We start from the raw sequence: 26,614 nt of genomic DNA on the forward strand, positions 1-26,614 counted from the left end.
CGGCCCGGTGAAGACCAGTTGGCGTTCTTAGCCGTTTCTCAGGTGGGCCGTGCGAGGCTACCGCCGCCATGCCGCACACATCTCCCGCCACGGTGTTCCAGCAACGCCTCCTGCTGATGCCGGCCGGCACCGTGCCGGTCGGGCTCGGCCTGGCAGTGTTCGGCGCCAGCTCCTACCTCTTCCTCGCGTTCGGTGCACGGCAGCTGTCCCCCGCCGACTTCGCCGCCCTGTCGGCGCTGTGGGTCCTGGTCTACACCGGCGGCCCCGGAGTGTTCCTACCGTTCGAGCAGGCCATCGGCCGCGCGGTCGCCGCGCACCGGGCCGATCCGGTCCAGGAGCGCCGCGTGGTCCGCGCCCTGGTGGCAGCGGCGGCGGTCGCACTGCTGGTCCTGCTGGCGGTCGCCGTGGCGTTCCGGACGACCATCACCGACACGCTCTTCGACGGATCCGGCGCGACGTTCGTGGCGCTGCTGCTCGCCGCGGTCGGCATGTGGGCGGCATACCTGATGCGCGGAGTGTTCGCCGGTCACAACCGTTACGGCATGTATGGCGCCCAGCTCGGCATCGAGGGCATGGTGCGGGTGGCCGCCGGACTCACCGCCGCCGTGCTGGCCGGTGCCGTCGGCGGGTTCTCGCTCGGGCTCGCGGCAGCCCTGGTGATCTCGGTGCTGTTCACTCTCACCGGCCTGCGCGGCGGGCACCGCCGCCCGGTCGCGCCGACCACAACCGTTGAGGATCCCGCCCTGACCGCTCAGCTGCGGATCCTCGGCTGGATGGTGCTCGGCGGCCTGATGATGCAGGTGCTGGTCAATGTTGCGCCGCTGATCGCCAAGGTCGCGCCCGGATCCTCCGGCGCCGCAGGGCATTACCTGGGCGGGCTGATGCTCGCCCGGCTGCCGCTCTTCCTCTTCGCGGCGGTCCAGGCGGCGCTGTTGCCCGGTCTGGCACACACCGTCGCCGACGGTGACCGAGCACGCCTGGCCCGGCAACTGCGCTCCCTGCTGACACTCGTCACCGTCGCGATGGGTGCCTTCACCCTGCTGATGGCCGTCGCCGGACCGCAGCTGGTCCGGCTGGTCTACGGCGACGGCTTCCGGCTGGGCCGCACCGACCTGGTCCTGATGGCCGCGGGCACCGCCGCCGCGATCCTCGCGATGGTCGTTGGGGCCGCGGTGATCGCGGTCGGTTCACCGGCGGCGTCGGCGTTCGGCTGGACCGCCGCGGTGGCGGTGCTGGCCCTGATGCTGCTGCTTCCCGGCGGCCTGTTCCTGCGACTCGAGCTGTCCTACCTGGCCGGTTCGGTGGTCGCCCTCGTCATACAACTCGCGGCACTGGTGCGTCATACCGGCGCGGCCGCCGCGGCCCAGCTCTCGGAGGTGAGCGCATGATCACCGTCGGCGTCGTCATGGTCGCGTACGGCGACGAGCCGCTCCTGCACGAATCCGTCTCGTCGGTATTGGCGTCCCGGGGCGTCGACGTCGAAGTGGTCCTCGTCGACAACGGCGCCGATCCGGCGCAGCTCGACGGGGTGCGCGAACTGCCGGGTGTCACCGTGCTGCGGCCGGGGACCAACCTCGGTTTCGCCGGCGGGTGCAACCTCGGCGCCGCCGGCACCGGGGCAGAGGTGGTCGTGCTGTTCAACTGCGACGCCACCATGGGTGCGGACACGCTCGGCCGCCTCGTCGAGCCGCTGGCGGACCCCAGCGTCGGCATCGCCACCGCCAGCGTGCGACTGGCCGACGATCCGGCCGTCATGAACAGTGCCGGCAACCCGGTGCACTATCTGGGGCTGGCCTGGGCAGGCGGCCACGGCCGACCGGCCGCCGAGTACGCGGCGCCCGGTCCGGTGAGCAGCGCGAGCGGCGCCTGCTGCGCGGTGCGACACGACTTCTGGGACGAGCTGGGCGGATTCGACGAGGCCTACTTCGCCTACCACGAGGACGTCGAACTCTCGCTGCGTTGCTGGCAGCGCGGACGGTCGGTCGTCTACGTGCCGGACGCGATCGCGTTGCACCACTACGAGTTCCACCGCAATCCGACCAAGACCTACTTGCTGGAACGCAACCGGCTGCTCACCGTGCTGACCACCTACAGCGGTCGCAGCCTGGCGCTCCTCGCGCCGGCCCTGCTCGCCCAGGAGGTCGCCATGCTGGCCGTGGCCACCGCGCAGGGCTGGCTGCCGGCGAAGGCCAGCGGTTATGGCTGGTTGCTACGCCACGCCGGTCAGGTATGGCGCCGCCACCGTGACGTGCAGACCCAGCGCCGCCGGACGGACCGACAGGTGCTGCGGCACCTGGCCACCCGGTTCGACGCAGGCAACGTGGATCCGATCCCCGGACTGCGGCTGCTCAACTCCGGCTCGGCCTGGTACGGGAAGGCGGTGCTGCCATGGCTGTGACCGGTGAGGAGCGCGCCCCGGTGTTCGACGCGTCCCAGCGGATCCTGGTGATCATCCCCTGCTTCAACGAGGAAGCGACGATCCGCACCGTGCTGCGCGAAGTGGTGCAGGCACTGCCCACCGCCGACATCCTGGTCGTCGACGACGGATCGGCCGACGAGACCCGACCGGTCGCGATGGCGGCCGGTGTGCAGGTCGCCACCCTGCCGTTCAACCTCGGCGTCGGCGGAGCGTTGCGGGCGGGTTTCCGCTATGCCGTCCGGCACGGGTACGACGCTGCGCTGCAGATCGACGGGGACGGCCAGCACGATCCCCGGGAGGCACGCAAGCTGCTCGCCGCCCTGGCCACGGCGGATCTGGTGATCGGTGCACGATTCGCCGCCGCGGACGACGACTACGAGGCGGATCCGGCACGTCGCGCGGTCATGCGGGTGCTGGCGCGGTCCCTGTCGCACCGGGCCGGCACGACGCTGACCGACACCACCTCCGGCTTCCGGGCGTTCGGCCCGGCGGCGTTGGCGTTGTTCGCAGCTCACTATCCGGCCGAGTATCTGGGCGACACCGTCGAGGCGCTGCTGATCGCCACCCGTCAGCACCTGACCGTGCGACAGGTGCCGGTCCGGATGCGTCCCCGACAGGGCGGCGTGGCCAGTCAGTCGTCCCTCAAGGCCTCGCTGCAGTTGCTGCGGCTGATGCCCGCGTTCGTCATACCCGCTCAGCTGAAGTACCGCACGAGGATGCCAGTGACCGAGGAGCACCCATGATCTTCCAGACGTTCGCCATCGTCGTCGCCCTGGCGACGATCGCCGGGATGTACGCCCTGATCCGGCAGGGCTGGCTGAAGGAGAAGTACACGCTGATCTGGGTCCTGGCGGCCCTGGTCACCTTGCTGGTCGGGGTGTTCCCCCCGATCCTGGACTGGTTCGCCGACATCGTCGGCGTCCAGCAGGGTCCGAACCTGCTGTTCCTCGCGGCCGGCGTGGCGATGATGCTGATCTGCGTCCAGTTGTCCGTCGAGGCCAGCACCCAGTCCTACAAGTCCCGCACCCTCGCCGAGGAGGTCGCGATCCTGCGACTGGAGGTCGAGCGGCAACGCCGCGACCTGGACGCGCTGACCGCGCTCACCGTCGAGCATCGCCTGGAGCGAGGCCTTCACCAGTGACACCGGCGCTCTCCCAAGCACATTCGCTGCGCATCCGGCAATGGGGCCCGACCCGGCGGTTGGGTGCGGTGGTCTACCTGTGGACCCAGCTGGCGCTGCTGGGCTGGTGGGCGACGAACTTCCCGGTGCAGGTCAGCGCCGACTCCATCACCTACATGCATCACGTCACCGTCGGCCCATGGATCGCCAACCACTCGGTGCTCTACGACGCGATCATCGGCGCCTCGATCCAGCTGACCGGCAGCGTCTGGCTCGTCACCCTCGTGCAGACCGTGGTGTATGCCGCCCTGCTCGCCCTCGTCACGACCCGGGTGCACCGGTTGGGAGTGCGCGCCCGATGGGCCGCGCTGCCGGCCCTGCTCATCGTGCTCGTGCCGACCTTCGGCTCGTTCGTCGACATGCTGTGGAAGGACGTGCCGTTCGCGGCCGCCAATCTGCTGCTGACCGCGACTGTGCTGCAGATCATCGACCGACGCCGCAGCCAGCAGCGCGCGCTGACCTGGCGCACCGCGGCGGCGCTCGCGGTGGAGCTGACCGCGATCGCGCTGTTCCGCAACAACGGCTTCGTCGTGGTCGCGATCGTCGCCCTCGTCCTGCTGATCGTTCTGGCACGCGACCGGCTCAAGGTCGCCGCCGCTGCGGTCGCAGCCCTCGCGATCTTCGAATTCGCCGGTGCTGTCGTCTATCCCGCCGCAGGCATCCGACCGGTCAGTTCCGGTGAGGCGTATGGCGTCTTCTACGGCGACATCGCCTACGTCTACAGCAAGGACCCCGGCGCGTTCACCCCGGCCGGCCTGGCCGCGATGAAGGCGGCGGCGCCGTTGTCGCACTGGGCCGCCAGCAATGACTGCCTCTACTCGGATCCGCTGTTCCGGCACCACTTCAACATGACCGCGGCCGACGCGCACCGGCACCAGCTCGCCGCACTGTGGTTCCATCTGCTCACCCACGACCCGGTCAACCTCCTCGAGGGCCACCTGTGCCGGGCGTCCGTGGCGTGGCGGGTCGATCCGACGCCGCAGTTCAGCGTCCTTCCCAGGAAGTCCCGGGCCGTCGCGATGGCGCACAAGAAGCACCTGCCCGAGGCGCTGGTCCAGCAACTCAAGCCCGCTCCTGCCAGTTGGACCGCGTATCACGCCGCCACCGCCGCCCGCAGCGCGGTGGCCACCAACCCCTGGCTGCAGGTGTTGTTCGCGCGCGCAGCCGGGTGGACCTACCTTGCCTATCTGGCGGTGCTCATCGCGGCCTTCCGCAACAAGTGGCGGATGATCCTGCTCGCGGCCACACCGATCGTGGCCAATCAGCTCACCGTCATACTCGCCAATCCCGCGCAGTTGTACCGGTACACCGTGGTGCAGCTCTTCCTGGGCATGCTGCTGGTGCCGTTGGTCGCCGCCAGGCTGGCGTCGGTGCGGCGGCCCCACCGGCCCACCGGCCGGCAAACCTCCAGACCGCTCGGTCCTGTCCCCCAGTCCTTCCGGGGCTTACGGGACCGAGCCCCTGCCACCGAACGCTGACGGCGAGCGCGCGGCGCCTGTCGTCGGCTGAGACCACTCTCAGGAACCTTCAGCGTCGCTTCAGCGGCACCGGGTAATCCTTGAAATAGCTTGTCCAGCAGGCGCATTCGGAAGGGGGCGGCCGTGTCGCTTCTCGGCACACCCTTGTTGGTGGTCCTGGCCTGTCTGGCCGTCGGCATCCCGGTGGCCACCGTGCTGCTGTGGTCACGAGTGCGCGGCCCCTCGGTCGTGCGGGGCGGAGCACGGTTCGGACTGCTGCTGAGCGGACAGCTGGCGACCGTCGCGCTGGTCGCGGCGGTGGCGAACAACTACGGCCAGTTCTACACGTCCTGGGGCGATCTGCTGGGATCGTCGGCTCCCCCGCCCAAGATGTCGGTCTACGGGGCACCGGTCTCCACCACCGGCGGCGTCACGCACCATCGGGCCACGACCTCGGCGCAGCACCCGCTCGGCCCGGCGACCGGGAGCATGCAGGTCCTCGGTCCGACGACGTGGTCGACCCCATCCCAGTGGACGACACGCGGGAAGGTCGTCCAGGTCACGATCAGCGGCCACGGCTCCGGCCTGAGCATCCCCGCCTATGTCTACCTTCCGCCGCAGTACTTCACCGCCGCTGGTGCACACCGCCGCTTCCCCGCGGTCGAGGTGATGACCGGCTACCCGGGGTCGGCGCTGAACCTGGTGTCGCGGATGGACTACCCCGGCCTGGCGCTGAATCTGGTCCGGGCACACCGCGCACAGCCGATGGTCTATGTGATGTTCTCCTCCACCGTGGCCCCGCCGCGGGACACCGAGTGCACGGACGTGCCCGGTGGCCCGCAGGCCGAGACCTTCCTCGCCCACGAACTGCCCAGCGCAGTGGCACACGGCCTGCGGGTGCTGCCGACGGACTGGGGTGTCGTCGGTGACTCCACCGGCGGCTACTGCGCCGCCAAGCTGGCGATGCATCACCCCAACGTCTTCGCCGGCGGTGTGTCGCTGTCGGGCTACTACTACGCGCGCTCCGATGTCACCACCGGCGACCTGTGGGGCAAGTCACTCGCCGTGCGGCACCACAACGACCTGGAGTGGCTCCTGGCGCATCGCCCGGCGCCATCGGCCTCGCTGTTCGTGACCATCAGCAAGGCCGAGACGCGCAGCGACGGCTACCCGGACACGATGCGGTTCCTGCACCTGGTGAAACCGCCGATGCACGTCACCGCGCTGATCGAGTCCAGCGGCGGCCACAACTTCCGCACCTGGGACCGCGAACTGCCCCGCGCGCTCGGCTGGCTGTCCGACCGCATCTCCGGGCGGCCGGGACCGGCCGATCAGCCGGCCACGCACGGCTCCGGCCCGTTGCAGGCAGCGGCCGACGGCCGGGCGCTCGGAGGCGTGCGCGGATGACCACCCGACACGGGGACTGAGGTCCGGTGGGACCCACGTCCGCGCTGGTCGTCCTGGCACTGTGCGCAGTGGCCGCCGGTGTCGTCGCCGCGGTGGTGGCGCTGTGGCGACGTCTGGCGCAGCCGGCGGGCCCGGGCGGCGTCGCAGTGCGGGCATTGAGCCAGCTGCTCGTCGTGCTGACCAGCGTGCTGGCCGTGGCGGCGATGCTGAACCGTCAGTACGACTTCTACACCACCTGGCCGGACCTGTTCCGTCAGCTGTCCGGCGCCTCTCCGGCCCAGGGGCAACAGTCACACGCCGGCGCGGCTCCGCACGCGGTCGCGGCGAACGGCTCCGGTCGCGCCGGGCAGGATCTGGACCGGGCGGCCGACGCGAAGTATGCCGCGCTGCGCGACGCCACGCAGGCGAGCCTGTCCCTGCGGCCGCACCCGGGACCGAAGGGCCAGTTCGTGATCGTGCACGTCCCGGGTCTCGGCGGCACTGCGGGCACCGGGTTTCGCGCGGGCCGGGTGGTGATCTGGTTGCCGCCGTCATACACCGATCCACGGCAGGCAAAGCGGACCTATCCGGTGATCGAGGCCTTCCACGGCATACCGGGCGGGCCGCGCGACTGGCACCGGGTGGACCAGCTGGACGACGTGCTGGCCTCGGTGATGAGCAAGCGGGACATGGGACAGGCCGTCGTGGTGATGCCCGACTATGCGCCGAACGGCCTGGACACCGAATGCGTCGACGGCGGCGGCATACCGATGGAGACCTGGCTGACCAAGGACGTGCCGCAGTGGACGATCAGTCACCTGCGCGTACGCGCCACGCCGAAGGCCTGGGCGACGATGGGATACAGCGCGGGCGGTTGGTGCGCAGCCGTCACCGGACTGCTGCATCCGCACCGCTACGCCGCAGACATTGTGATGGGCGGCTACTTCCGCCCGGAGTTCACCAACTGGCACCCGTTCGCACCGGGCCACACCCCGGCCCGCTACGAACTGCAGAGGTCGATCGCCCGCACACCCCCGGCGTCTGACGTGTGGATCCAGGTCGCCACCTCCGACCCGACCTCCGGACCGCAGAGCCAGCAGTTCGTCCGCTCCGCGCGGGCGCCACTGTCGGTCACCGCCTTCACCCAGCAGGACGTCGGACACCGCGTCGCGGTCTACATGGCGATCCTTCCCCGCGCCCTGAGCTGGCTGGGTTCCACGCTTCCCGCGTTCAGCTCGGGTTCGCACCACTGAGCCGGCTCGGGCCTCCTACCGGTTGATCAGCCACTGGGCGGCATACGCCAGCACACCGGTGCTGAGCACTGCGGCGATGCCGTAGGTGAGCCGGCCGGCCGGGTCGTCCGTGTCGAGCACCCGCAACACGCGTCGCACCGCGACACCGACGAATCCGGCGAGCAGACCGGTGAGCAACAGGACGTTCAGCGACAGGTTCCCGTCGACGAGGCCGATGACCAGACCGGCGAGCACACCGAGGAGCACGCTGGCCGGCAGCGACCACTCCAGCGCGTGCCTGGCCGGCACGATGGCTTCGACCAGCAGGCCCAGCGCGGAGGCGGACAGCGCCACGGCGACGGCGGCGTCGCCCTGGTCGTACGGCGCGGCACCCGCGGCGAACATGCCGCTGGCGAGCAGCACCAGGCCGAAGGAGCACCCGGCGAGCGAGGCGGTGAGCCCGGCGCGTCCGTCGGTGCGGACCAGCTGGTGCAGGAAGGCCAGGACCAGGCCGACGGCGAGCACCACGCACAGCGCCTGCATCCCGTCTTCCTCACCGGAGAAGACCACGACTCCCGCCATACCGACGCTCGCCACGGCGAGCACCAGGCTGATGCCCGTCGGCCGGGGCAGCCCGAGCAGCAAGGGCCAGCCCCAGGAGAGGGCCAGTCCAGCGGCGAGTGCGGCGTATGCCGAGACGTCGCTGCCGGCATACGCGCCGAGGATCACCAGGGCGGCCGTCACCACACCGCCCGTCAGCGCGAGCGAACTCGTGGCGAGGCGGGAGGTGGGTGATTCGGTCAGGCTGGCTTCCGGCACGACCGGCATCCTCCCATCACCCACCGGCGAATGGCGGCAGCACCTCGACAACCGACCCGGCGGGCAGTTCGGCGACGCCATCGACGCGGCGCCCGTCCAGCAGGAAGGACGCGACCCGCAGCACCGACGCCAGGCCGGGGTGCGCGCGCAGTGCCACGTCGCGCAACTCCGCCAGGTCCGCGGCGGCGAGCCGCTCCTCGTGGGTGCCCGCGGCCGCTTGCGCCGCGGCCCAGTAGCGCACCGTCACTTCATGCATGCGTTCCTCCAGATCAGCGTGTGTCGCTGGTCACCGCGGCGTCCGAACCGGGGTTCCGCGACCTGCTGGACAGTATTCTTGCAAGGTATGGCCCGCCTGTTGCTGCTGACCGATGCGCCCGGCGCAAGTGTCGAGGTGCTACCGGCACTGGGGCTGCTGAGCCACCGCGTGCGCATCCTGTCGCCGGAACCGCAGGCATTGGTCGAGCCGCCCGAGTGCGATCTCGTGCTGCTCGACGCGCGCCGTGACCTGGCCGGAGCGCGCGGTCTGAGCCGGGTGTTGCGCACGAGCGGCCTGTCTGTGCCGCTGATCGCGATCTTCACCGAGGGTGGCCTGGCGGCCTTGACCGGGGAATGGCAGGTCGACGATGTCGTGCTGGACAGCGCGGGGCCCGCGGAGATCGATGCACGGCTGCGCTTCGCGATCAGCCGGGTCACCGAGGACGAGGACGAGGGTCCGACGCGCATCACGGCCGGCGGATTGGTCATCGACGAGGAGTCGTATACCGCCAAGATCCACGGTGCGGCGCTCGACCTGACCTATAAGGAGTTCGAGCTGCTGAAGCATCTGGCGGCACATCCGGGGCGGGTCTTCACCCGGGCGCAATTGCTCCAAGAGGTCTGGGGTTACGACTATTTCGGCGGCACCCGCACCGTCGACGTGCACGTACGACGGCTGCGCGCGAAGCTCGGCCCGGAACACGAGTCGCTGATCGGGACGATCCGTAACGTCGGCTACCGCTTCGTCGGATCCTCCGGCGCGCGGCAGCCGGAGGAGTCATTGGTCGATTGATCTGGGCGCGGTCCCAATGCCGCTGAATCCGTTGCGGCACAGCATGATTCGCTGTCGATACCCCTCACTCATGACGCTCGGCCGGTGACCGCACGCTGAGTTCCCGCCAGCTGCAACGCAATTCGACAGCGCGGTGCCCATATCGCGTCGTATGACGACGCACGATGCTTGCGCATGATGCCGTCCGACGCGGGCCGCGCAACGTGGCGAACAGGCAGACCCACTGACCAGGACATGCGCCGGCCGAGCTGGAGACGGGCCGCAAGCCCGGTGGTCGATAGCGGAGCGAACCACAGGGGCATCTTGCAACACTCTGCTTCTTTACCAAGTCTTGAAGAAAAATTTGCGAACTACTAGACGAGCCTTTACCGGAGGGTCTACCTTCAGAGCACTTGATCCACCGATCACAGTTCAGTTCCAGGGATACGCAACTAGCTCACGTCGTCATGCATCACTCCTGACCGGATCAAGTTCCCAATGGGGCCCGTCACAGGCGGACTCTTCGTCTCTCAGATTCACCTTTCCTTCATCACCCATGCCCCGGGGGCATCGAAGAATGCCCACCCGGAAGGAGATACCCCATGTCCAAAGCACTCGTCACCCTCCAGTCCCGCCTCCTCGCCGCCGTCGAGGGCAAGAAGGACCGCGGCGCCACCATGGTGGAGTACGGCCTGATCGTTGCGCTCATCGCCGTTGTGGTGGCCGTTGCGGCTGCCACGCTGGGTAGCAACATCGCGGCGCTGTTCAACAGTCTCGGCAGCGATCTCTGACCGTTGTCACCTACTTCCGGGGTCGGCTCCATGCGTGAGCCGGCCCCGGCACGGGACGGCAAATTAAGGAGATCAGCATGATGGAGATACTGGGGGTGCTGCGCGAGCACCTTTCACGACAGCGCGTGTCCCGCAACGAATCGGGGGCGACAATGGCCGAATACGCCTTTCTGATCGCTCTCATCGCGCTTGTCGCCTTCTCCGCCGTCCAGTTCTTCGGCACTGCGGTGCGTGGGCTGTTCACCGGATTCCCAAGCGCATTCTGAGTCGCGAATCTGCGACGCATGTTCGGTCGGGAGCGGCCGAGCCATTGATGTGCGAGTGCACATCCTTGATCTCCAGGGGAGGCATCATGCGAGCTCGCAAGCCCGTCGCACGCCGTGAGCGGGGCGCGTCACTCGTCGAATTCGCGCTGGTGCTGCCGCTTTTCCTGTTGCTCGTCGGTGGCATGGTCGACTTCGGCCGCGCCTTCTACACCGAGGTCATGTTGACCAACGCCGCCCGAGAGGGCGCGCGATCTGCGATGTACTTCAGCACAGCTGGCAATACGACAACGCGCGCCAGAGCCGCCGGAGGCGATTCCACATTGGCCGTGACCATCACGAGCCCGTGCTCGGCGACGCCCGGACCCACTCCGTCGTCCGTCAGCGTCACAGTAACAAAACCCAAGTTCGAGTGGGTCCTCCTTGGACCGGCCCTAAGTCTCATCCCCGGAGCGAGCAACACCCTGCCGACCACCCTTTCCGGGAAAGCGACGATGCAATGCGGCGGCTGACTCGACTACTCGCCGGCCGCCGAGCGAACGACGAACGCGGCGCGATCGCAGTGCTCACTGCGACGCTGGTGATGTTCGTGGCCGTCGGGCTGCTCGCGCTCACCATCGACTTGGGCAACATCACCTACAACCGGGCTGAGCTGCAGAACGGCGCAGACGCCACGTCTCTCGCATTGGCAGCGGCGTGCGCACAGCCGTCGCCATCCCGGCCCTGCAGTGTGACTGATTCGCTTCGGGCGTTGGCGCGGAACAACGCCAATGCCAGCGACCAGTCGATGAGCATCCTCACCGACAGCCGGACGTGTGTCGCGAACTACACGGGTACGACGACCTTGCCGCCTTGCTCAAACGACCCGACGACGGCCGCCGCAGCGAACCTGACGACATGTGAGCCCTGGCCGCTCACCGTCGATCCGACCAAGGTGTCGTATGTCGAGGTCACGACCCAGACACTCATGAAGGACGGCACCAGCGTGCTGCCGTTTCACTTCGCACAGCTGCTGAGCGGCGCGGGTAACGGGTCAACCTCACGTACGTGCTCCCGCGCTGCCTGGGGCCCAGCGGGCAGCACCGGCCTCACCTTCCCTCTCACCATGGGCATGTGCGATTGGAATCGTGCAACCTCTTCCGGAACGAAATACGCGCCGGCGCCGCCCTATACACCGGGGCCGAGCCTCAGCACACCGTCTCCCGCCGTGCCGACCAACGTGCAGTCCTACACCGTTGGCATCTATTCCCATGCCGACGACGTCAACAGATGCTCCGACTCTTCCAGCGGTGGTTTGCCGAACGGTGGATTCGCCTACATCACACCGGGTTCCAGTTGTGTTGTCACGATCTCGTCCAATGGCTGGATCTCCAGCGACACCGGGGCGTCGGTGCCGAAGAACGGTTGCCCGGATGTCCTGCAGACCTATCTCGGCAAGGTTGTGTCGATCCCGATCTTCGACAACTTCAGCGGGTCCGGGTCGAATGGCCAGTATCACATCGCTGGGATCGCCTCGTTCTACCTCGCCGGTTGGGACAACATCCCGGCCGTCAATCCCGCGAAAAGTACCTCCGTCTACAAGGAGCCGGCCTCAGTCTGCACGGGCAAGTGCAACGGCTCGACGACCTACTTCTGGGGGTGGTTCACCACCTCCTTACAACCCGTGGCCAACGGCACCATTGATCCCTCGGGCACCGACCTCGGCAACCACGTCGTCGTTCCCGCCGGCTGATACAGAAAGCGCGCACCCATGAAACGCAGGATCATCGCAGTCACCCTCGCGCTCGTCTTGGCCGTCGTCGGCTTCGGGCTCGTCTTCAGCTACGTCCATGGCGCCGACGCCCGCGCAGTCGAATCACAGAATCCGGTGACGGCATTCGTCGTCAAGAAACTCATCCCAGCCGGCACCTCGCTGGAGCAGGCACAGAACGACGGCCTCATCGCAGTGACGAAAGTGGCGCAGAGTGGGCGACCAGCCGGTGTGCTCAGTGCAGTCAATGCGAGCAACCATGCGCTTGTTGCGACCACCGACATCCAGCCCGGTGAGTTCGTGATGGCCGCCCGCTTCGGCACCAGCCCGGTGAATCAGAAAGCCATCGGCGTACCAGCTGGCAAGGTCGCTATCTCGGTGCAGCTGACCGACCCACAGCGGGTCGGCGAGTTCATCACTCCGGGATCGCACATCGCCATCTACGCGACTCATGGCCTCAAAGAACTGGGTGTCAGCGACCAGGCAAAGGCGTTCAATCAACTTGATCTGAAGGGCACCCACGTGGTGCTGGCGGATGTCGAAGTGATCGCCTTCGGCAGCAAACCACTGCAAAAGCCGAGCCCCGAGCAGTCATCCGCCGACGGCAAAGACAGCAGCGGCACAGCCGGCACGGCCAGCACCGACGCCTCCTATCTGGTGACCGTCGCGGTGGACCCGACCGACTCGGTCCGCCTGGTGCACGCAGCCAACGACTACATCCTGTATGCCGGCCTGCTCGGATCGGGCACGAAGGTCAGTCCCAGTGGTGAGGCCGACGACGGCAACGTCTTCGGTGGCAAATCGGTGATGGGTGGTGCGAGATGACCGTCCTGTGGAACCCGGCTCGCGGGGCCCTCAACACGTATGGGATGGCGCTGGGCGATGACGTCACGGTGGTCGCCCATGCTGCGGCCGTCCCGCGTGAGATCAGCGCCAACGGTCACCACCTGGTCGTCATCGGCCCGGAGGTCCCGGCCGAGAGCGCCTACGAACTGGCCGAGCAACTTCGGGTCGACAGTCCGGGTGCCGGCGTCGTGCTCCTGCGACACCGACTCGAGGTGGCTGTCCTGGCCCAGGCCCTGCGCAGCGGCGTGCGCGACGTGGTTCAGGCCGACGACCAGGGCGCCCTCGCCGAGGCGGTCCGGCGCAGTGAGTCACTCAGTGCGCAACTCGGGGCTGCCGCGTCCGAGCAGGGCTTCGCCGGGCACGTCGTCACGGTGTTTTCCGCGAAGGGCGGCGTGGGCAAGACGACCATTGCGGTGAATGCGGCCGCCTATCTGGCGACCTCGGGCGCCAAGACATTACTGGTCGATCTGGACCTGATGTTCGGTGATGTCGGCATCTGTCTGCAGCTGCCGCCCACGACTTCGATCATGGATCTCGTCGCCATGACCGGTCATCTGGATGCTCAAGGCCTGCGCTCGGTGGTCGAAAGCCACGAGCCGACCGGCATGGATGTGCTGGTGGCGCCACATGATCCGGCTGATGCCGACCGGGTGCCGGCCGACCTGGTGAGTGAGCTCATCCGCATCGCGCGCACACAGTATGACTACATCGTGCTCGATATGCCGCCTTCGATGCCAGAGCATGTGCTGGGTGCCTTCGACCTGAGCGATCTGCTCGTGCTCGTGTCGACTCTCGACATACCGGCGATCAAGAATCTTCGGCTCGCGATCAACACGCTCGATGTGCTTGGCGCTCCGCAACAGAACCGGCTGCTGGTGCTCAACCGGGCGGACCTGAAGGTCGGTCTCTCGGCGAAGGATGTCGAGACGGCGCTGCAGTACCCGGTCAGCCTGGGACTGCCCAACGCCCTGAGCGTGCCCGCCGGCGCCAACCGCGGGGTCGTGCTCGCGGTGGACGACATGAAGGATCCGTTCGCGGCAGCGTTGCGGGAGTTCGTCGATCACAAGGTGCGGCCCCACTTCGGCGAGGAAGCCACTCGCGCGGGCGGACGGCGCATCCACCGGTTGAGGAGGAACAAGTGACCAATCTGGCTGCCCGGATGGACCTGGCGCGACAAGCACAAAGTGGTATGCCGCCTGGCCCGGCGCCCGTCGCAGGCGCGAAGCACCGTCGGGCGCGGGATGCCTTCGCCCCGGTCAAGGACCGCGTCCACCAGGCGCTCGTGGATCAACTCGGGCCGAGGCTCTACGACCCCAATCTGCCGGAGGCCGAGCTTGCGGTGCAGGTGCGGTCAACTCTGCAGACCGTCATCGACGCCGAACAGACACCACTGTCGCACGCCGATCGCACCCGGATCGCCCAGGAGATCTCCGACGACATTCTCGGGCACGGCCCCTTGGAGCCATACCTGCGTGACCCCGACATCACCGAGATCATGGTCAACGGACCGTCCGACATCTTCGTGGAACGCGAGGGCAAGATCCATGCGACGGACGCGAGCTTCAGCGACGACGCCCACCTGCGGCGCACCATCGACAAGATCGTCGCCCGGGTCGGCCGACGGGTCGACGAGTCCAGTCCGATGGTCGACGCACGGCTCATGGACGGCTCCCGCGTCAACGCCGTCGTGGCGCCCATCGCTCTGGACGGAGCAATACTGACCATCCGTAAGTTCGCTGCGGATCCTTTCACCGACAGCGACCTGATCGGCTTCGGCACCATGACCGAGACCGTGCGTGACTTCCTTCGCATGTGTGTCCTCGGCCGACGCAACATCGTCATCTCCGGCGGCACCGGCTCCGGCAAGACCACCACACTCAACGTTCTCAGTGGGTTCGTGCCCGAGGACGAGCGGATCGTCACCATCGAAGACGCCGCCGAGCTCCAGCTGCATCAAGACCACGTGCTGCGGATGGAAGCCAGGCCACCCAACATCGAAGGACGCGGCCAGATCGCGATCCGGGAGCTGGTGCGCAACTCGCTACGTATGCGGCCGGACCGCATCATCGTGGGCGAGGTACGCGATGGGGCGGCACTCGACATGTTGCAGGCGATGAACACCGGTCACGACGGGTCGCTGACGACAGTGCACGCCAACAGCCCACGCGACTCGCTCTCCCGCATGGAGACGATGGTGCTGATGGCCGGAGTCGATCTGCCGGTGCGGGCCATCAGGGAGCAGGTCTCCAGTGCGGTGAATCTCATCGTGCAGCAGACCCGGCTCAAGGACGGCAGCCGACGGATCGTGGCGATCACCGAGGTGGTCGGCATGGAGTCCGGCATCATTACCCTTCAGGATCTTTTCACCTTCGATTACTCCGCCGGCCGGGACGAACATGGCCGGTTCCGTGGACGGCTCGTGCCGACCGGGATTCGCCCGAAGCTGGTCGAGGACTTGTCCGATCACGGCATCGAGGTGCCGATCATGTTCTTCTCGCCGGTGGCGTCGTGAAGCGCCACTTACGGCTTGTCTTGGTCTCACTGCTCGCCGCGGCGGCGACCGTCGGGTGGGTCGTGCCGGCCCGTGCCGACACCAATCCGACCGTGACGATCGGTGACTTCAAATCTGTCCAGGACTTCTACCAGGGAGTGCTCACTTTCCGGGCGTCACAAGTCGTGCAGCCGGACCGTCGATCGGTGGCGGCTACGGTCGACGGCAAGGCCGTGCCCATCACAGTTCAGAACACGACTCATCTGCAGCGCACGGCCCTGTTGGTGATCGACACCAGCGGCTCAATGGGCAGCAGCGGCATGCAAACCGTTCGTCAGGCAACGGCCGTTTACCTGAGGGAATTGCCTTCCGACGTGCAGGTCGGAGTGCTGCGCTTCGCGTCGGCGCCCGACGTCGTCCTACAGCCCACCACCGACCGCGGTGCCGTGCAGAAGGCGGTGGAGGGGTTGCGCTCCGGCGGCAACACGGCACTGTATGCCGCGGTGCAGGATGCAACCCGGTTGTTGGGCGCAGGAGGGGACCGCAGCATCGTGCTGCTCAGTGACGGAGCCGACACCGAGAGCAAGCAACCCGCGAAAGATCTGGCGGCCGACGCGGCCGCGCTCAAAGCACAGGGCATCCGGGTGGACGTCGTTCGCTTCAAGAACCGCGACAAGGACGCAGAACGCGCGCTTGCTCAATTTGCGGTGGCAGGAGGTGGCTCCGACGTTCTCGCCGATGACACCACGGGCGTCGCAGCTGCGTTCCGGTCGTCGGCCCGGGCTCTCAACTCGCAAGCGCAGTTCACGCTTCAGCCTTCGGCAAGGCTGTCGGGTAGCCACCGACTCACCATCAGCGGCACCACGGCGGGACGACCCTTTGCAGTTAGCCAGCAGATGAACTTCGGATCACTTCCGCGCAGCAGCGCTTCGCCCTCGGCAGCCGCCCATGCGGCACCCACCTCAGCGCCCGCGTCGGTGGCCGGCCACACGAGAGGGACATCGTGGTCGCTCTGGATCGGTGGGGTTCTGCTCGCGCTGGGGCTCTTCGTTCTCACCTACGTGCTCGTGACGCCGTCGCGTCACTCACAACGCGAGCGGCGGATCGCGACCATCCAGTCCTATCTCGAGGCCGCTTCGCACCAGGGCAAACAAGTGCACGAGCGAGGACCGTCCGCGCTGCGTGAGACCGTCGTCGGGATCAGCGAGCGGTTCATGAGCAAGCGTGGCTCGGCCGAGCGAACCATTCAATTGCTCCAGCGCGCAGACCTTCCTCTTCGCGCTGGCGAGTGGCTCCTACTTCGGGTGGTGGCAATCCTGGTTCTCGCGATTGTCGGCGCGCTTCTACTCGGCGGTGCCGCGCCGGTCGGCATCATCATCGGCACCGTCGTGGGCTTCGCGTTGCCAGTGGGTATTTTGCGGTTCAAGGCGTCTCGCCGAACCGCCGCCTTCGAGAAGCAACTTCCCCAAGTGCTCACCCTCGTCGCCACCAGCTTGCGCAGTGGTTTCGGCCTACCCCAAGCACTGGAGGCAGTCAGCCGCGATGCGGCCGAACCCGCCGCGAAGGAGCTCTCCCGTGCACTGGCTCAGGTCCAAATCGGGTCCGATCTCTCCGACGCACTCGACGACGTCTCGACGCGGATGGGCACCGAATCGCTGCACATGGCAGTGATGGCGATCCGGATCCAGCGGCAGGTCGGTGGCAACCTCGCAGAGACGCTCGACACCACGGCGCACACACTGCGGGAGCGGGAGGCGCTGCGCGGTCAGGTGGCGGCGCTGTCGGCCGAGGGACGCCTCTCGGCGGCGATCCTCATCGCACTACCGATCTGTCTCTTTCTCTACATGACATTCGTGAACTACGACTACATCAAATTGTTGTGGACGACCGGCATCGGAGTCGTGATGCTCATCGGCACCTGCGTGCTGATGGTTATCGGGACGATATGGATGCGCAAGACCGTGCAGATCGAGGTATGAGATGACTGTCGTGTATGCCGGAGCCGGACTCATCGCGCTTGCGATAGCGCTCGCAATTCTCCTGCTGCTGCGCTCGTCGGACGACGCGCAGACTGTGGCGAAGTCGCTGGCACTCGTCGCCGGTGCGCCCTCGGCGCCGGCTGGTAAAGCGGGCTCGGAGACGGACAATCTGGTCGACCGGATGCTTGAGTTGACCGCCCATCTCACCGGCAGGATCACGCCGTCCTCGGTCACCGTGCGCCTAGCCCGAAACCTGGATCGAGCCGGACACCCGGTGTCATGGACTGTGGAGCGCTTGTTGGGAGCCAAGGGTCTGTGCACGATCGCCGGTGGGGCGCTGGGATTGTTGCTGGGCGACGGACTCACGATCCAGGGCGTCTCCTTTGGTCTGCTACTCGGTGCGCTCCTGTTCTTCCTGCCCGATTTGCTGCTCTACAACGTGGCGTTACGTCGGCAGGAGCAGGTAATGCGTGGCCTGGCCGAAATGCTTGACATGTTGACCATCTGTGTGGAGGCGGGGCAGGGATTCGACGCCGCCCTTCAGGAAGTGTCGCGCAATGTGCAGGGACCGATCGCGGGTGAACTGGCCCGGATGACCGCCGAGATTCAGATCGGTACTTCTCGCAGCGAAGCCTTCCGCGGACTGGGCGAACGAGTCAATCTGGCCGAGGTCAAGAGCTTCGTGACCGCGATTGCTCAGGCCGACAAGCTGGGCATCCCGCTCGCGTCCGTGTTGCGAGAGCAGACCACCGCCATGCGGTTGGCGCGTCGTCAGCGAGCTGAAGCTCAGGCCCAAAAGGTCACCGTGAAAATCCTGTTCCCGTTGATCCTGTGTCTGTTCCCCGCGCTCATCGTGGTGGTCGTCGGACCTGGTGGCATCCGGATCGCCGAGATGTTTTCACATGCCGGCCACTGAAGCGACTGCGAGCCTGGAGGATTCGGCGGCTCCTCTGCAATCACTCAACGGTCCGGCGGAAGACGAGTCTAGGCGGGCCGCCACCGGCTGGCATCTTCCAGGTGTGTCGTGGTTCGTCCTGTCCGGGATCGTCGTTCTTCTGTCTGCGGTGGTGGCTCAGGGAGCCGACCTGCTCTGGAGTGTGGCCATCGGCGATCGCATCCGAGCTGGAGACGGCATCCCGCGTTCGATTCCATTTGCAGCCGCGCCGACGGACGGGTGGACAAGCCCGATGGCATTCGGCGAGGTGCTGCTGTCCGTGGTGCATTCGATGGGTCCGGCTGCCTTGATTGTCTTGCACCTGGCGCTCGTGGCGACTGCATTGGGTGTGCTGTTGGCGCCCCATCAGAGCGGTCAGCGAGAAGCACGTGCGAGCACCGCACTTCTGCTTGTCACCGTCGGCGGCGCTTCCACTCTCGCGATCGCGCGGATGCCGTCACTGAGCCTGCTGCCCTATGCGGCGTTGATTGTGTTACTGCTGCAAAACGCAGACCGACCGTCCCGTCGACTGTGGCTTGCCGTTCCTCTGGTCACGGTCTGGGGCAATTTGCATGGCGGCGTGCTGGTCGGTTGCGCGCTCTTGTCGGTTCACCTGATCTGCTGCGACGGCCCTCTCCGTCGCCGAGCTTTCGTCGGCGCAGCATCGTTAGCAGGAGTCCTGCTTGCGACGAGCGCGGGATGGCACACGTTCTCCTATTACCAAGCCGTTCTGGGAAATGAAGCAGCACGACAGCATGTCGGATTGTGGGCGCGGCCACGCATTCACAATCCGTTGGATCTTCTGATGTTGCTCGCGGCGATGGTGCTGATCGCGATGTGGGCACGTAGTCGTCCGAGGCTCTGGGAGATCGTCGCCATCGTCGGTATGGGGACGGCGACGCTCCTAGCGGCTCGCAACAGCATTTGGCTACTTCTCCTTCTTCTCCCGCTCGCGGCGCGTGGCCGATCAAGAGCGCGTCTGGCCCAGCGGCGACCCTTTGCGATCATTCCCTTGGTGACGGCGGTGGCCATAGCACTCGTTGGCGTCGGCTGGCAGATGGTGACCCGTGGACCGGGACTCACTGCCAGGGGCTCAGGTGCTGTTGCGACGGTTCGGCAGCTGGCCGCAGGCGGCACAGTCCTCGCGGTCGACCCAGCCGAAGAAACGTTTGCGCAGGCGGGAATTCGGATCTGGGCGGGCAATCCCATCGATGCCTTTCCGCACGAGGTGCAACGCCAGTACCTGGCCTTTGTCGACCACGGGGCGATTCCGACCTCACCGCGTGTCGACCTGATCGTTGTCGACAACAAGTTGGCCGCAGAAGTCCGATCTGCCGGTTGCAAACAGGTCGCAGCCGTCGACGGCCTGTTGATCTTCGAGCCACCGACGCCACCGCGCACAGGTCGGAACTGACATGCCCTCTCAAGGGCGAGGCCTCGTCAGGCGTCTCGACGCATTCCTGACGCGCGAACGTGTGCGTGTCTATCCGATGCTGGTGCTGGTCCTGTTCACGCTGACTTGGGCGGTCCAAGTCATCGGTCGACCGAGCCATCTGCTACCTGACTTTCGCGCTCGCTGGACTGCTGGGGCCATGGTGGTCGATGGGCACACAGCCAACCTCTACGACCCCGTCGTGCAGTCTGCGCTTCAGCGGTCACACGGCGCAACGGACCTGTCCTGGTTCGTCTCTCCTCCGCCGATCGCAGTGGCGTTCGCTCCCTTCGGTGCGCTGTCCTACACGGTCGCCGCGCTGCTCTGGACGGCCATCTCCATCGCCGGGTTGGCCCTCGTCGCCGTCCTACTGCGCCCTTACTGGAATGAGCGGTGGGGACCGTATTGGTGTGTCGTGCTCATCGCCGTCGCGACGCAGCCCGTGCTCGAACTTGTGGGCAGCGGCCAGGACTCCTGGCTCGTGCTGCTGGCGGGTGTGTCGGCTGTGCGGCTACTTCATGCACACCACGAGTTACTGGCCGGCGCTGTGCTTTCCCTCGGCGTCATCGCCAAGCCACAGCTGATGCTGGCTGCAGTCGTGCTAGCGCTTGTCTATGCGGGCGTGCGAGTCATCGTCGGAACTGTTGCTGGAGTCGCTTTCATCGTGCTGCCGTCGTCGTTCTTCCTCGGTTCTGACATGTGGGTCTCGTGGATCCACACGATCTTCTCGTCGACGTACGCTGATTACGTCACTCTTGGGCAAGCGTACAAAGCGGTTTCGCTCGAAGGCCTTCTCATATCGCTTATGCCAGCGGCGGCGGCGCCCGCCGTTGCCGACATCGGGTTGGCGGCCGGCATCTTGCTTCTCGTCGCCTGGGCGCTCTGGCTGGTCCGCCGTCGACCTACGCAGTGGGTGGCCCTCTCCACCGGCGCGTGCGTCACACTCCTGGCCGCTCCGCACGCGATGGTGTACGACTTGGTGATCGCCTTGCCGGCCATCGCGGCTGTGGTCGTCAACGAACGCACACCGGGCGTTCGCGTGGCCGTGGCAGCCGGCTTCATCGCTGTCTGGCTAGGGCCGGTCCTCTCCCTCCTGCGCTCGACGCCGTGGCCGATGTCCTTGCTCTCCGCTCAATGGGCAGCGCTGGTACCCCTCTGCCTGATGGTCCGCTTGATGGTCCTCCACTCGCGCAGGCCGGTTAGAGCGCTGCACGATCCGACTGATGCGAGACAGCGAACTTTCGGCCCGCCGTGCTTTTCACCGAACGAGCAAGGCAATACATGAAATGGTTGCAAAGGCCGTTCCGCAGCGCCGTTGCGCATCGATCGATCTCGACCAGTGGCCTCCCGATCGATGTACGCCCCAGCCTTCGCCGCGACCTGCCCTGGATCATCGCGATCGCTGCGGTTCTGCAAGCGTCGGCGGTAGTTGTGGCGTTCCGGTATGGGTTCGACTCGCATGCCTACTGGATGGCGTGGCGCGATGGTCTCTACGCGGCAGCGCCCAATGTCCCGGATGCTTACCTCTACAGTCCGGCCTTCGCTCAGCTGATGTGGCCACTCGTGCAACTACCCTGGCCAGTGTTCGCAACCGTCTACTCTCTAGTACTTCTGGGTGCTCTCGTTTGGCTGGTGAGGCCCCTACCACGGAACCTCGCAATTCCCCTTGGCATTGCTGGACTCAACGAAGTCATGGCCGGAAACGTTTTCCTCATCTTCGCGGTGGTCGTCGTCCTGGGCTTTCAACACCCAGGCGGTTGGGCATTCGTTGCTCTGACCAAGCTCACGCCCTGCGTTGGTCCGGTGTGGTTCCTCGTGCGGCGTGATTGGCGCCACCTCGCAATCTCGTCTCTGGTGACGGCTGCCGTCGTGCTCGTGAGTGTCGGTATCTCGCCGCGCCTATGGGCGGACTGGTTGCACTTCCTCAGCGCCTACAGCGGTCAGACCAGTGGCAGCCTCGGTTCTTCTGTCATGCCGCCATTGACGTTGCGCCTTCCAATCGCGCTGATCCTCGTCGTGTGGGGCGCGCTCAAGAACCGGCAATGGACTCTTCCGGTCGCCATGGTCGTCGCGACGCACGTGTTCGGTCTAGCAGCCTGCGCCGTGCTGCTGGCACTGCCGCGGATGTACGGACCCAACCGCGTCGATCGTGTTGATCTCCACCGAGAGCGGCCGGACCAGACATGCGGCACGATGACGGAGTGACTGCTGCAGCGGAACTCCTGGCCATCGCGGAACGCGCCACGTCGTACGACGGGGTCGAACCCTTCTCCGAGCAGACGCGACTGGCGTTGCGGCACACCGAGCCACAGCACGTGGTGCGCATCGACGGAGTCGTGACCGCGGGCGCGTATGTCGCCGACGACGGCGCCGTGGAACTGGTCGTCGATCCGGAACATCGCCGTGCCGGACTCGGTGGCCGCGTCGTGCACGACGTGCTCGCCCAGCGGCCGCATGCGCGCTTCTGGGCGCACGGTGATCTGCCGGCCGCCCAGGCGCTCGCGGCCTCCACAGGTATGACTGTCGTGCGAAGCCTGTGGCAGATGGCCCGACCTGCCGAGACTGACCCGCCCATCGGATCGCCACACGTGCCAGCGGGATTCACCGCACGGATCTTCCGGACGGGCGACGAGGACGCGTGGCTCGGCCTCAACCGGCGCGCGTTCGATTACCACCCCGAGCAGGGCCGCATGACACGACAGGACCTCGACGAGCGCATGGCCGAGCCCTGGTGGGATCCGGCCGGACTGATACTCATCTTCGACGACGCGACCGGTGAGCTTGCAGCCTCACACTGGACGAAGATCGCGCCAGACGCCCCGCAGAACGGCGAGGTGTATGTCGTCGCGGTCGATCCCGGGCATCAGGGGCATGGGCTCGGCCGGGTCGTCACCGCCCTCGGGCTGGCGCATCTGCAGGATCGCGGCGTCCGGCACATCGACCTGTATGTCGAAGGGGACAACGCCGCGGCAGTGGCGACATACATGCGGTTGGGCTTCGAGCGGACCGGCGTGGATGTCATGTATGCCGTGACGCGCTGACGCGAGGCTTGAGCCGCGGGGCTTGGTCTCGATACACCGCTCGTTCCTCGCGGCACTCGACCAGCGCCACCGCTCGTCCCTCGCGGCACTCGACCCGCGGGGCTTGGTCTCGATACACCGCTCGTCCCTCGCGGCACTCGACCAGCGCCCCCGCTCGTTCCTCGCTCCTCGGCCACCGCGGGGTACACCTCTCGTTGCTCGCGGCACTCGACCAGCGTGATTGAGCACTGGTCTCGATACACCTCCTCCGCTGCGCTCCCCCGGCACTCGACCCGCGTGCTGCGCTCCCCCGGCACTCGACCTGCGTTGCGTGGGAAGATAAGCGCATGAATTCGGAGCCGACGACCAGCGCAACCGAGGATCCGGCGACCCAGACCACGGCCAGCGACGCCTCGCTGGTGCGCCTGCAGACTCGCGCTGCCCAGCGGGCCCGCGGCGACAACGGACGGTTCATCCGCGTCGCCCCTGAACTCGACGCCACCGTCGACCAGGAGCTGCCGGCCGATCGTTTCCTGGACCGTGAGATCTCCTGGCTGCAGTTCAACGAGCGCGTGCTGCAGCTGGCCGCCGACCCGCTGGTGCCGCTGCTGGAACGCACCCGCTTCCTGGCGATCTTCGCCAGCAACCTGGACGAATTCTTCATGGTGCGCGTCGCCGGCCTCAAACGCCGCATCGCCACCGGTCTCGCCGTGCGCTCCGCCTCCGGCCTGGAGCCGCGCGAAGTGCTCGACGAGATCAGCAAGGCCGCGCACGAGCTGATGCAGGTGCACGCCAAGATGTTCCAGCAGCACATCCGCCCCGCACTGGGCGACGTCGGCATCCGGATCGTCCGCCCGGGCGAGTGGACCGAGGACGACCGGGCCCACCTCAACAAGCTGTTCCGCAACCGCATCTACCCGGTGCTGACCCCGCTGGCCGTCGACCCGGCCCACCCATTCCCCTACATCTCCGGGTTGTCGCTCAACCTGGCCGTCGTGCTCATCAACCCCAAGACCGGCCGCGAGCACTTCGCCCGCGTCAAGGTGCCGCCGTTGCTGCCGCGGCTGATGGCCCTGCCGGCCGCCGAGGACGAGGACGAGCTGTATGACGCCCGGTTCGTGGCGATCGAGGACGTCATGGCCGAACACCTGCAATACCTCTTCCCCGGCATGGAGGTCCGCGAGCACTTCACCTTCCGGGTCACCCGCAACGAGGACCTCGAGGTCGAGGAGGACGACGCCGAAAACCTGCTGACCGCACTGGAAAAGGAGCTCACCCGGCGCCGCTTCGGCCCGCCGGTGCGGCTCGAGGTCGCCGACGACATGGACGACCACGTCATGGACCTGCTGGTCCGTGAGCTGAACGTGCGTGACGACGAGGTCTACCGGCTGCCCGAGCCGCTGGACCTGCGCGGGCTGAACATCATTGCCGACCTTGACCGTTCGGAGTTGCGCTGGCCGCCGTTCCTGGCCAAGCCGCACCCCGACCTGGCCCCCGTCGAACGCTCCGCCCAGTCCGACGTCATGGCGGCGGTGCGCGCGGGCGACATACTCCTGCACCACCCCTACGACTCGTTCTCCACGTCCGTGGTGGCCTTCATCGAGCAGGCCGCGAACGACCCGCACGTGCTGGCGATCAAGCAGACCCTCTACCGCACCAGCGGTGACTCCCCGATCATCGACTCGTTGATCGACGCCGCCGAGTCCGGCAAGCAGGTGCTCGCCGTGGTCGAGATCAAGGCCCGCTTCGACGAGGAGAACAACATCACCTGGGCGCGCAAGCTCGAGCGCGCCGGGGTGCACGTCGTCTACGGCATGGTCGGCCTCAAGACCCACGCCAAACTGTGCTTGGTGGTCCGCGAGGAAAACGGTGAGATGAAGCGCTACGCGCACGTCGGCACCGGCAACTACAACCCCAAAACCGCCCGCCTCTATGAAGATCTGGGTCTGCTGACCTGCGACCGCGAGGTGGGCGAGGATCTCTCCCGGCTGTTCAACCAGCTGTCGGGTATGGCGCCGCGCAGCAAGTTCAAGCGACTGCTCGTCGCGCCCCGGTCCGTGCGCACCGGACTGCTGGAGAAGATCCACCGGGTCACCGACGCCGCCCGCGAGGGCAAGACCGCCCGGGTGCAGATCAAGGTCAACTCCCTGGTCGACGAGGAGATCATCGACGCCTGCTACCGCGCCTCGATGGCCGGCGCCGACGTCGACATCTGGGTCCGCGGCATCTGCTCGCTGCGACCGGGTGTCCCCGGCCTGTCCGAGAACATCCGGGTTCGCTCCATCCTGGGCCGCTTCCTGGAGCACTCGCGGGTCTTCCGTTTCGTCATCGACGGCGCGGACGGGCCTGAGGAGGACATCGTCTACATCGGCAGCGCCGACATGATGCATCGCAACCTGGACCGCCGGGTGGAGGCGCTGGTGCGCATCACCGATCCCAAACACATTGCGACCCTGGCCGCGCTGCTCGACGAGGGTATGTCGGACGAGACCTCGTCCTGGCACCTGCACGGCGACGCCCGCTGGGAGCGGCACAACCTCGCCCCCGACGGCACACCGTTGCGCGACCTGCAGTCCGACCTGGTTGCCACCTACGCCAAGCGCAAGCGCAAGGCCCGCCGCCGGTGACGGCGCGCACCGCCGCGCTGCGATCCGGCACCGTCCCCGCGGCGGGCGCGGTCCTGTGGCGCCGCGAAGGCGACCAGCTGCAGGTCGCCCTCGTGCATCGGCCGAAGTACGACGACTGGTCCTGGGCCAAGGGCAAGCTCGACCCCGGCGAGACATGGGCGGCCGCTGCTGCGCGAGAAGTGTTGGAGGAGACCGGGTTTCGGCCGCGTCTCGGCATACCACTGCCCCGCTCCGTCTACTCGATGCAGCGCGGGAAGCTCAAGGAGATCCGCTACTGGGCAGCAGAGGTGATCAGCGGCAGCGGCGACCTCGAGAACGAGATCGACGAGGTCGCGTGGCTCACCCCGGCGCAGGCCCAGACCCGCTTCAGCTACGTGCGCGACGCGCTGCAGCTGCAGGCCGTGGTCGAGGCCGACCGTGCCGGCACCCTGCAGACCTGGCCGCTGGTCGTGGTCCGGCACGCCGACTCCGTGGCCCGCAAGCAGTGGGACCGGGAGGACCCGTTGCGGCCGCTGGACCGCGGCGGCCGCGAACAGGCCCAAGCCCTGGTGCCGGTGCTGGCGGCATACGGGATCGAGCGGGTGATCACCTCGCCCTCCGCACGATGCTTCACCACCGTCCAGCCGTATGCCGCCGCGGCAGGCATCCGGCTGCGCACCAAACCCGGATTGTCCGAGGAGATCTTCGCCAAGGACCCGACCCGGGCCGCCCGCAACATCGAGCGGCTGCTGGAACGCGCCGAACCCTCGGCGCTGTGCACGCACCGGCCGGTGCTGCCCACGGTGCTCGGCCGGCTGCGGGACGCCACCGCGCCGGACAGCGAGGTGCACGAGATCCTCGCGGTCGCGGCCGACGACGGCATGGCCAAGGGCGAGGCGCTGGTGTGCCAGCTGGTCGGCTCCGGCACCGACGCCCGAGTGCTCAGCGTCGAGCGGCATACGCCCGCCTGACCTGCTGCTCG

The 26,614-nt window shown here is 67.2% G+C and carries 25 protein-coding genes; 23 read left to right on the forward strand and 2 right to left on the reverse strand.

What is annotated here, in order from left to right; genetic code table 11:
• Positions 1–68: 68 nt before the first annotated feature.
• The 7 genes from ACTHL4_RS16165 (at position 69) to ACTHL4_RS16195 (ending at position 7,695) form a co-directional block, all read left to right on the forward strand.
• The gene (locus ACTHL4_RS16165) at positions 69–1,388 is read left to right on the forward strand and encodes a lipopolysaccharide biosynthesis protein (RefSeq protein ID WP_440283789.1); all 1,320 of its coding nucleotides are present in this window, start codon (positions 69–71) and stop codon (positions 1,386–1,388) included.
• Complete coding sequence (locus tag ACTHL4_RS16170; protein ID WP_440283790.1) at positions 1,385–2,398, forward strand: glycosyltransferase family 2 protein; 1,014 nt, start codon at positions 1,385–1,387, stop codon at positions 2,396–2,398. Before ACTHL4_RS16165 ends, ACTHL4_RS16170 begins: the two co-directional genes overlap by 4 nt.
• Complete coding sequence (locus ACTHL4_RS16175) at positions 2,389–3,162, forward strand: glycosyltransferase family 2 protein (RefSeq protein ID WP_440283791.1); 774 nt, start codon at positions 2,389–2,391, stop codon at positions 3,160–3,162. Before ACTHL4_RS16170 ends, ACTHL4_RS16175 begins: the two co-directional genes overlap by 10 nt.
• Positions 3,159–3,560, forward strand: coding sequence for a DUF2304 domain-containing protein (locus tag ACTHL4_RS16180; RefSeq protein WP_440283792.1), 402 nt, complete (start codon positions 3,159–3,161; stop codon positions 3,558–3,560). The genes ACTHL4_RS16175 and ACTHL4_RS16180 overlap by 4 nt, the downstream gene beginning before the upstream one ends.
• On the forward strand, positions 3,557–5,077 hold the full coding sequence (locus ACTHL4_RS16185; protein WP_440283793.1) for a DUF6020 family protein: 1,521 nt from the start codon (positions 3,557–3,559) through the stop codon (positions 5,075–5,077). The genes ACTHL4_RS16180 and ACTHL4_RS16185 overlap by 4 nt, the downstream gene beginning before the upstream one ends.
• Before the next feature lie 123 nt (positions 5,078–5,200).
• Entirely contained in the window at positions 5,201–6,463 is a 1,263-nt protein-coding gene (locus ACTHL4_RS16190; RefSeq protein ID WP_440283794.1) for an alpha/beta hydrolase, read from the forward strand.
• Positions 6,464–6,489: 26 nt separating this feature from the next.
• Positions 6,490–7,695, forward strand: a complete 1,206-nt coding sequence (locus tag ACTHL4_RS16195; protein WP_440283795.1) for an alpha/beta hydrolase — start codon at positions 6,490–6,492, stop codon at positions 7,693–7,695.
• A gap of 15 nt (positions 7,696–7,710) precedes the next feature.
• Here ACTHL4_RS16195 and ACTHL4_RS16200 read toward each other — a convergent pair whose 3' ends face one another.
• Together ACTHL4_RS16200 and ACTHL4_RS16205 are read right to left on the reverse strand one after the other, a co-directional pair.
• Positions 7,711–8,493 carry a hypothetical protein gene (locus tag ACTHL4_RS16200; protein ID WP_440283796.1) on the reverse strand — a complete coding sequence of 261 codons (783 nt, stop codon included), beginning with the start codon at positions 8,491–8,493 and terminating at the stop codon, positions 7,711–7,713.
• 16 nt (positions 8,494–8,509) lie between these two features.
• Entirely contained in the window at positions 8,510–8,749 is a 240-nt protein-coding gene (locus ACTHL4_RS16205) for a MoaD/ThiS family protein (protein WP_440283797.1), read from the reverse strand.
• An 87-nt stretch (positions 8,750–8,836) separates the two neighbouring features.
• Here ACTHL4_RS16205 and ACTHL4_RS16210 point away from each other — a divergent pair, with 87 nt between their 5' ends.
• The 16 genes from ACTHL4_RS16210 to ACTHL4_RS16285 all read left to right on the forward strand — a co-directional run bounded on the left by ACTHL4_RS16210 (position 8,837) and on the right by ACTHL4_RS16285 (position 26,603).
• On the forward strand, positions 8,837–9,541 hold the full coding sequence (locus ACTHL4_RS16210) for a response regulator transcription factor (RefSeq protein WP_440283798.1): 705 nt from the start codon (positions 8,837–8,839) through the stop codon (positions 9,539–9,541).
• A 581-nt stretch (positions 9,542–10,122) separates the two neighbouring features.
• Positions 10,123–10,311 (forward strand): Flp family type IVb pilin, encoded by a 189-nt coding sequence (locus ACTHL4_RS16215; protein WP_440283799.1) that lies wholly within the window; start codon positions 10,123–10,125, stop codon positions 10,309–10,311.
• A 77-nt stretch (positions 10,312–10,388) separates the two neighbouring features.
• Positions 10,389–10,577 (forward strand): Flp family type IVb pilin, encoded by a 189-nt coding sequence (locus ACTHL4_RS16220; protein ID WP_440283800.1) that lies wholly within the window; start codon positions 10,389–10,391, stop codon positions 10,575–10,577.
• 86 nt (positions 10,578–10,663) lie between these two features.
• Complete coding sequence (locus tag ACTHL4_RS16225) at positions 10,664–11,086, forward strand: TadE/TadG family type IV pilus assembly protein (RefSeq protein WP_440283801.1); 423 nt, start codon at positions 10,664–10,666, stop codon at positions 11,084–11,086.
• The gene (locus ACTHL4_RS16230; protein ID WP_440283802.1) at positions 11,074–12,306 is read left to right on the forward strand and encodes a pilus assembly protein TadG-related protein; all 1,233 of its coding nucleotides are present in this window, start codon (positions 11,074–11,076) and stop codon (positions 12,304–12,306) included. The genes ACTHL4_RS16225 and ACTHL4_RS16230 overlap by 13 nt, the downstream gene beginning before the upstream one ends.
• A gap of 18 nt (positions 12,307–12,324) precedes the next feature.
• Positions 12,325–13,149, forward strand: a complete 825-nt coding sequence (cpaB, locus tag ACTHL4_RS16235) for a Flp pilus assembly protein CpaB (RefSeq protein WP_440283803.1) — start codon at positions 12,325–12,327, stop codon at positions 13,147–13,149.
• The gene (locus tag ACTHL4_RS16240) at positions 13,146–14,312 is read left to right on the forward strand and encodes an AAA family ATPase (protein WP_440283804.1); all 1,167 of its coding nucleotides are present in this window, start codon (positions 13,146–13,148) and stop codon (positions 14,310–14,312) included. Before cpaB ends, ACTHL4_RS16240 begins: the two co-directional genes overlap by 4 nt.
• A 47-nt stretch (positions 14,313–14,359) precedes the next feature.
• Entirely contained in the window at positions 14,360–15,682 is a 1,323-nt protein-coding gene (locus ACTHL4_RS16245) for a CpaF family protein (protein WP_440283902.1), read from the forward strand.
• Positions 15,679–17,640: a type II secretion system F family protein gene (locus ACTHL4_RS16250; protein WP_440283805.1), complete on the forward strand. Its 1,962-nt coding sequence runs from the start codon at positions 15,679–15,681 to the stop codon at positions 17,638–17,640. Before ACTHL4_RS16245 ends, ACTHL4_RS16250 begins: the two co-directional genes overlap by 4 nt.
• 1 nt (position 17,641) lies before the next feature.
• A complete protein-coding gene (locus ACTHL4_RS16255) occupies positions 17,642–18,556 on the forward strand; it encodes a type II secretion system F family protein (protein WP_440283806.1) in 915 nt (304 codons plus the stop codon).
• Positions 18,543–19,988, forward strand: a complete 1,446-nt coding sequence (locus tag ACTHL4_RS16260; protein WP_440283807.1) for a hypothetical protein — start codon at positions 18,543–18,545, stop codon at positions 19,986–19,988. Before ACTHL4_RS16255 ends, ACTHL4_RS16260 begins: the two co-directional genes overlap by 14 nt.
• A gap of 61 nt (positions 19,989–20,049) precedes the next feature.
• A complete protein-coding gene (locus tag ACTHL4_RS16265) occupies positions 20,050–21,291 on the forward strand; it encodes a glycosyltransferase family 87 protein (RefSeq protein WP_440283808.1) in 1,242 nt (413 codons plus the stop codon).
• A complete protein-coding gene (locus ACTHL4_RS16270; RefSeq protein WP_440283809.1) occupies positions 21,288–22,211 on the forward strand; it encodes a glycosyltransferase family 87 protein in 924 nt (307 codons plus the stop codon). Before ACTHL4_RS16265 ends, ACTHL4_RS16270 begins: the two co-directional genes overlap by 4 nt.
• Positions 22,208–23,047, forward strand: coding sequence for a mycothiol synthase (mshD, locus tag ACTHL4_RS16275; protein WP_440283810.1), 840 nt, complete (start codon positions 22,208–22,210; stop codon positions 23,045–23,047). The genes ACTHL4_RS16270 and mshD overlap by 4 nt, the downstream gene beginning before the upstream one ends.
• A 326-nt stretch (positions 23,048–23,373) precedes the next feature.
• Positions 23,374–25,653: an RNA degradosome polyphosphate kinase gene (locus ACTHL4_RS16280; RefSeq protein WP_440283811.1), complete on the forward strand. Its 2,280-nt coding sequence runs from the start codon at positions 23,374–23,376 to the stop codon at positions 25,651–25,653.
• Positions 25,650–26,603, forward strand: coding sequence for an NUDIX hydrolase (locus ACTHL4_RS16285; protein WP_440283812.1), 954 nt, complete (start codon positions 25,650–25,652; stop codon positions 26,601–26,603). The genes ACTHL4_RS16280 and ACTHL4_RS16285 overlap by 4 nt, the downstream gene beginning before the upstream one ends.
• The last annotated feature ends 11 nt before the right edge of the window (positions 26,604–26,614 follow it).

It is taken from the genome of Flexivirga sp. (assembly GCF_051955415.1).
GTDB lineage: Bacteria > Actinomycetota > Actinomycetes > Actinomycetales > Dermatophilaceae > Flexivirga.

Excerpts from the sequence above, each read along its gene's own strand:
- ACTHL4_RS16225 (WP_440283801.1), top strand. The coding sequence starts at position 10,664 with ATGCGAGCTCGCAAGCCCGTCGCACGCCGTGAGCGGGGCGCGTCACTC.
- ACTHL4_RS16215 (WP_440283799.1), top strand. The coding sequence starts at position 10,123 with ATGTCCAAAGCACTCGTCACCCTCCAGTCCCGCCTCCTCGCCGCCGTC.
- ACTHL4_RS16270 (WP_440283809.1), top strand. The coding sequence starts at position 21,288 with ATGAAATGGTTGCAAAGGCCGTTCCGCAGCGCCGTTGCGCATCGATCG.
- ACTHL4_RS16205 (WP_440283797.1), bottom strand. The coding sequence starts at position 8,749 with ATGCATGAAGTGACGGTGCGCTACTGGGCCGCGGCGCAAGCGGCCGCG.
- ACTHL4_RS16260 (WP_440283807.1), top strand. The coding sequence starts at position 18,543 with ATGCCGGCCACTGAAGCGACTGCGAGCCTGGAGGATTCGGCGGCTCCT.
- ACTHL4_RS16240 (WP_440283804.1), top strand. The coding sequence starts at position 13,146 with ATGACCGTCCTGTGGAACCCGGCTCGCGGGGCCCTCAACACGTATGGG.
- ACTHL4_RS16165 (WP_440283789.1), top strand. The coding sequence starts at position 69 with ATGCCGCACACATCTCCCGCCACGGTGTTCCAGCAACGCCTCCTGCTG.
- ACTHL4_RS16170 (WP_440283790.1), top strand. The coding sequence starts at position 1,385 with ATGATCACCGTCGGCGTCGTCATGGTCGCGTACGGCGACGAGCCGCTC.
- cpaB (WP_440283803.1), top strand. The coding sequence starts at position 12,325 with ATGAAACGCAGGATCATCGCAGTCACCCTCGCGCTCGTCTTGGCCGTC.
- ACTHL4_RS16245 (WP_440283902.1), top strand. The coding sequence starts at position 14,360 with ATGCCGCCTGGCCCGGCGCCCGTCGCAGGCGCGAAGCACCGTCGGGCG.
- ACTHL4_RS16280 (WP_440283811.1), top strand. The coding sequence starts at position 23,374 with ATGAATTCGGAGCCGACGACCAGCGCAACCGAGGATCCGGCGACCCAG.
- ACTHL4_RS16175 (WP_440283791.1), top strand. The coding sequence starts at position 2,389 with ATGGCTGTGACCGGTGAGGAGCGCGCCCCGGTGTTCGACGCGTCCCAG.
- ACTHL4_RS16255 (WP_440283806.1), top strand. The coding sequence starts at position 17,642 with ATGACTGTCGTGTATGCCGGAGCCGGACTCATCGCGCTTGCGATAGCG.
- ACTHL4_RS16180 (WP_440283792.1), top strand. The coding sequence starts at position 3,159 with ATGATCTTCCAGACGTTCGCCATCGTCGTCGCCCTGGCGACGATCGCC.
- ACTHL4_RS16230 (WP_440283802.1), top strand. The coding sequence starts at position 11,074 with ATGCGGCGGCTGACTCGACTACTCGCCGGCCGCCGAGCGAACGACGAA.
- ACTHL4_RS16210 (WP_440283798.1), top strand. The coding sequence starts at position 8,837 with ATGGCCCGCCTGTTGCTGCTGACCGATGCGCCCGGCGCAAGTGTCGAG.
- ACTHL4_RS16220 (WP_440283800.1), top strand. The coding sequence starts at position 10,389 with ATGATGGAGATACTGGGGGTGCTGCGCGAGCACCTTTCACGACAGCGC.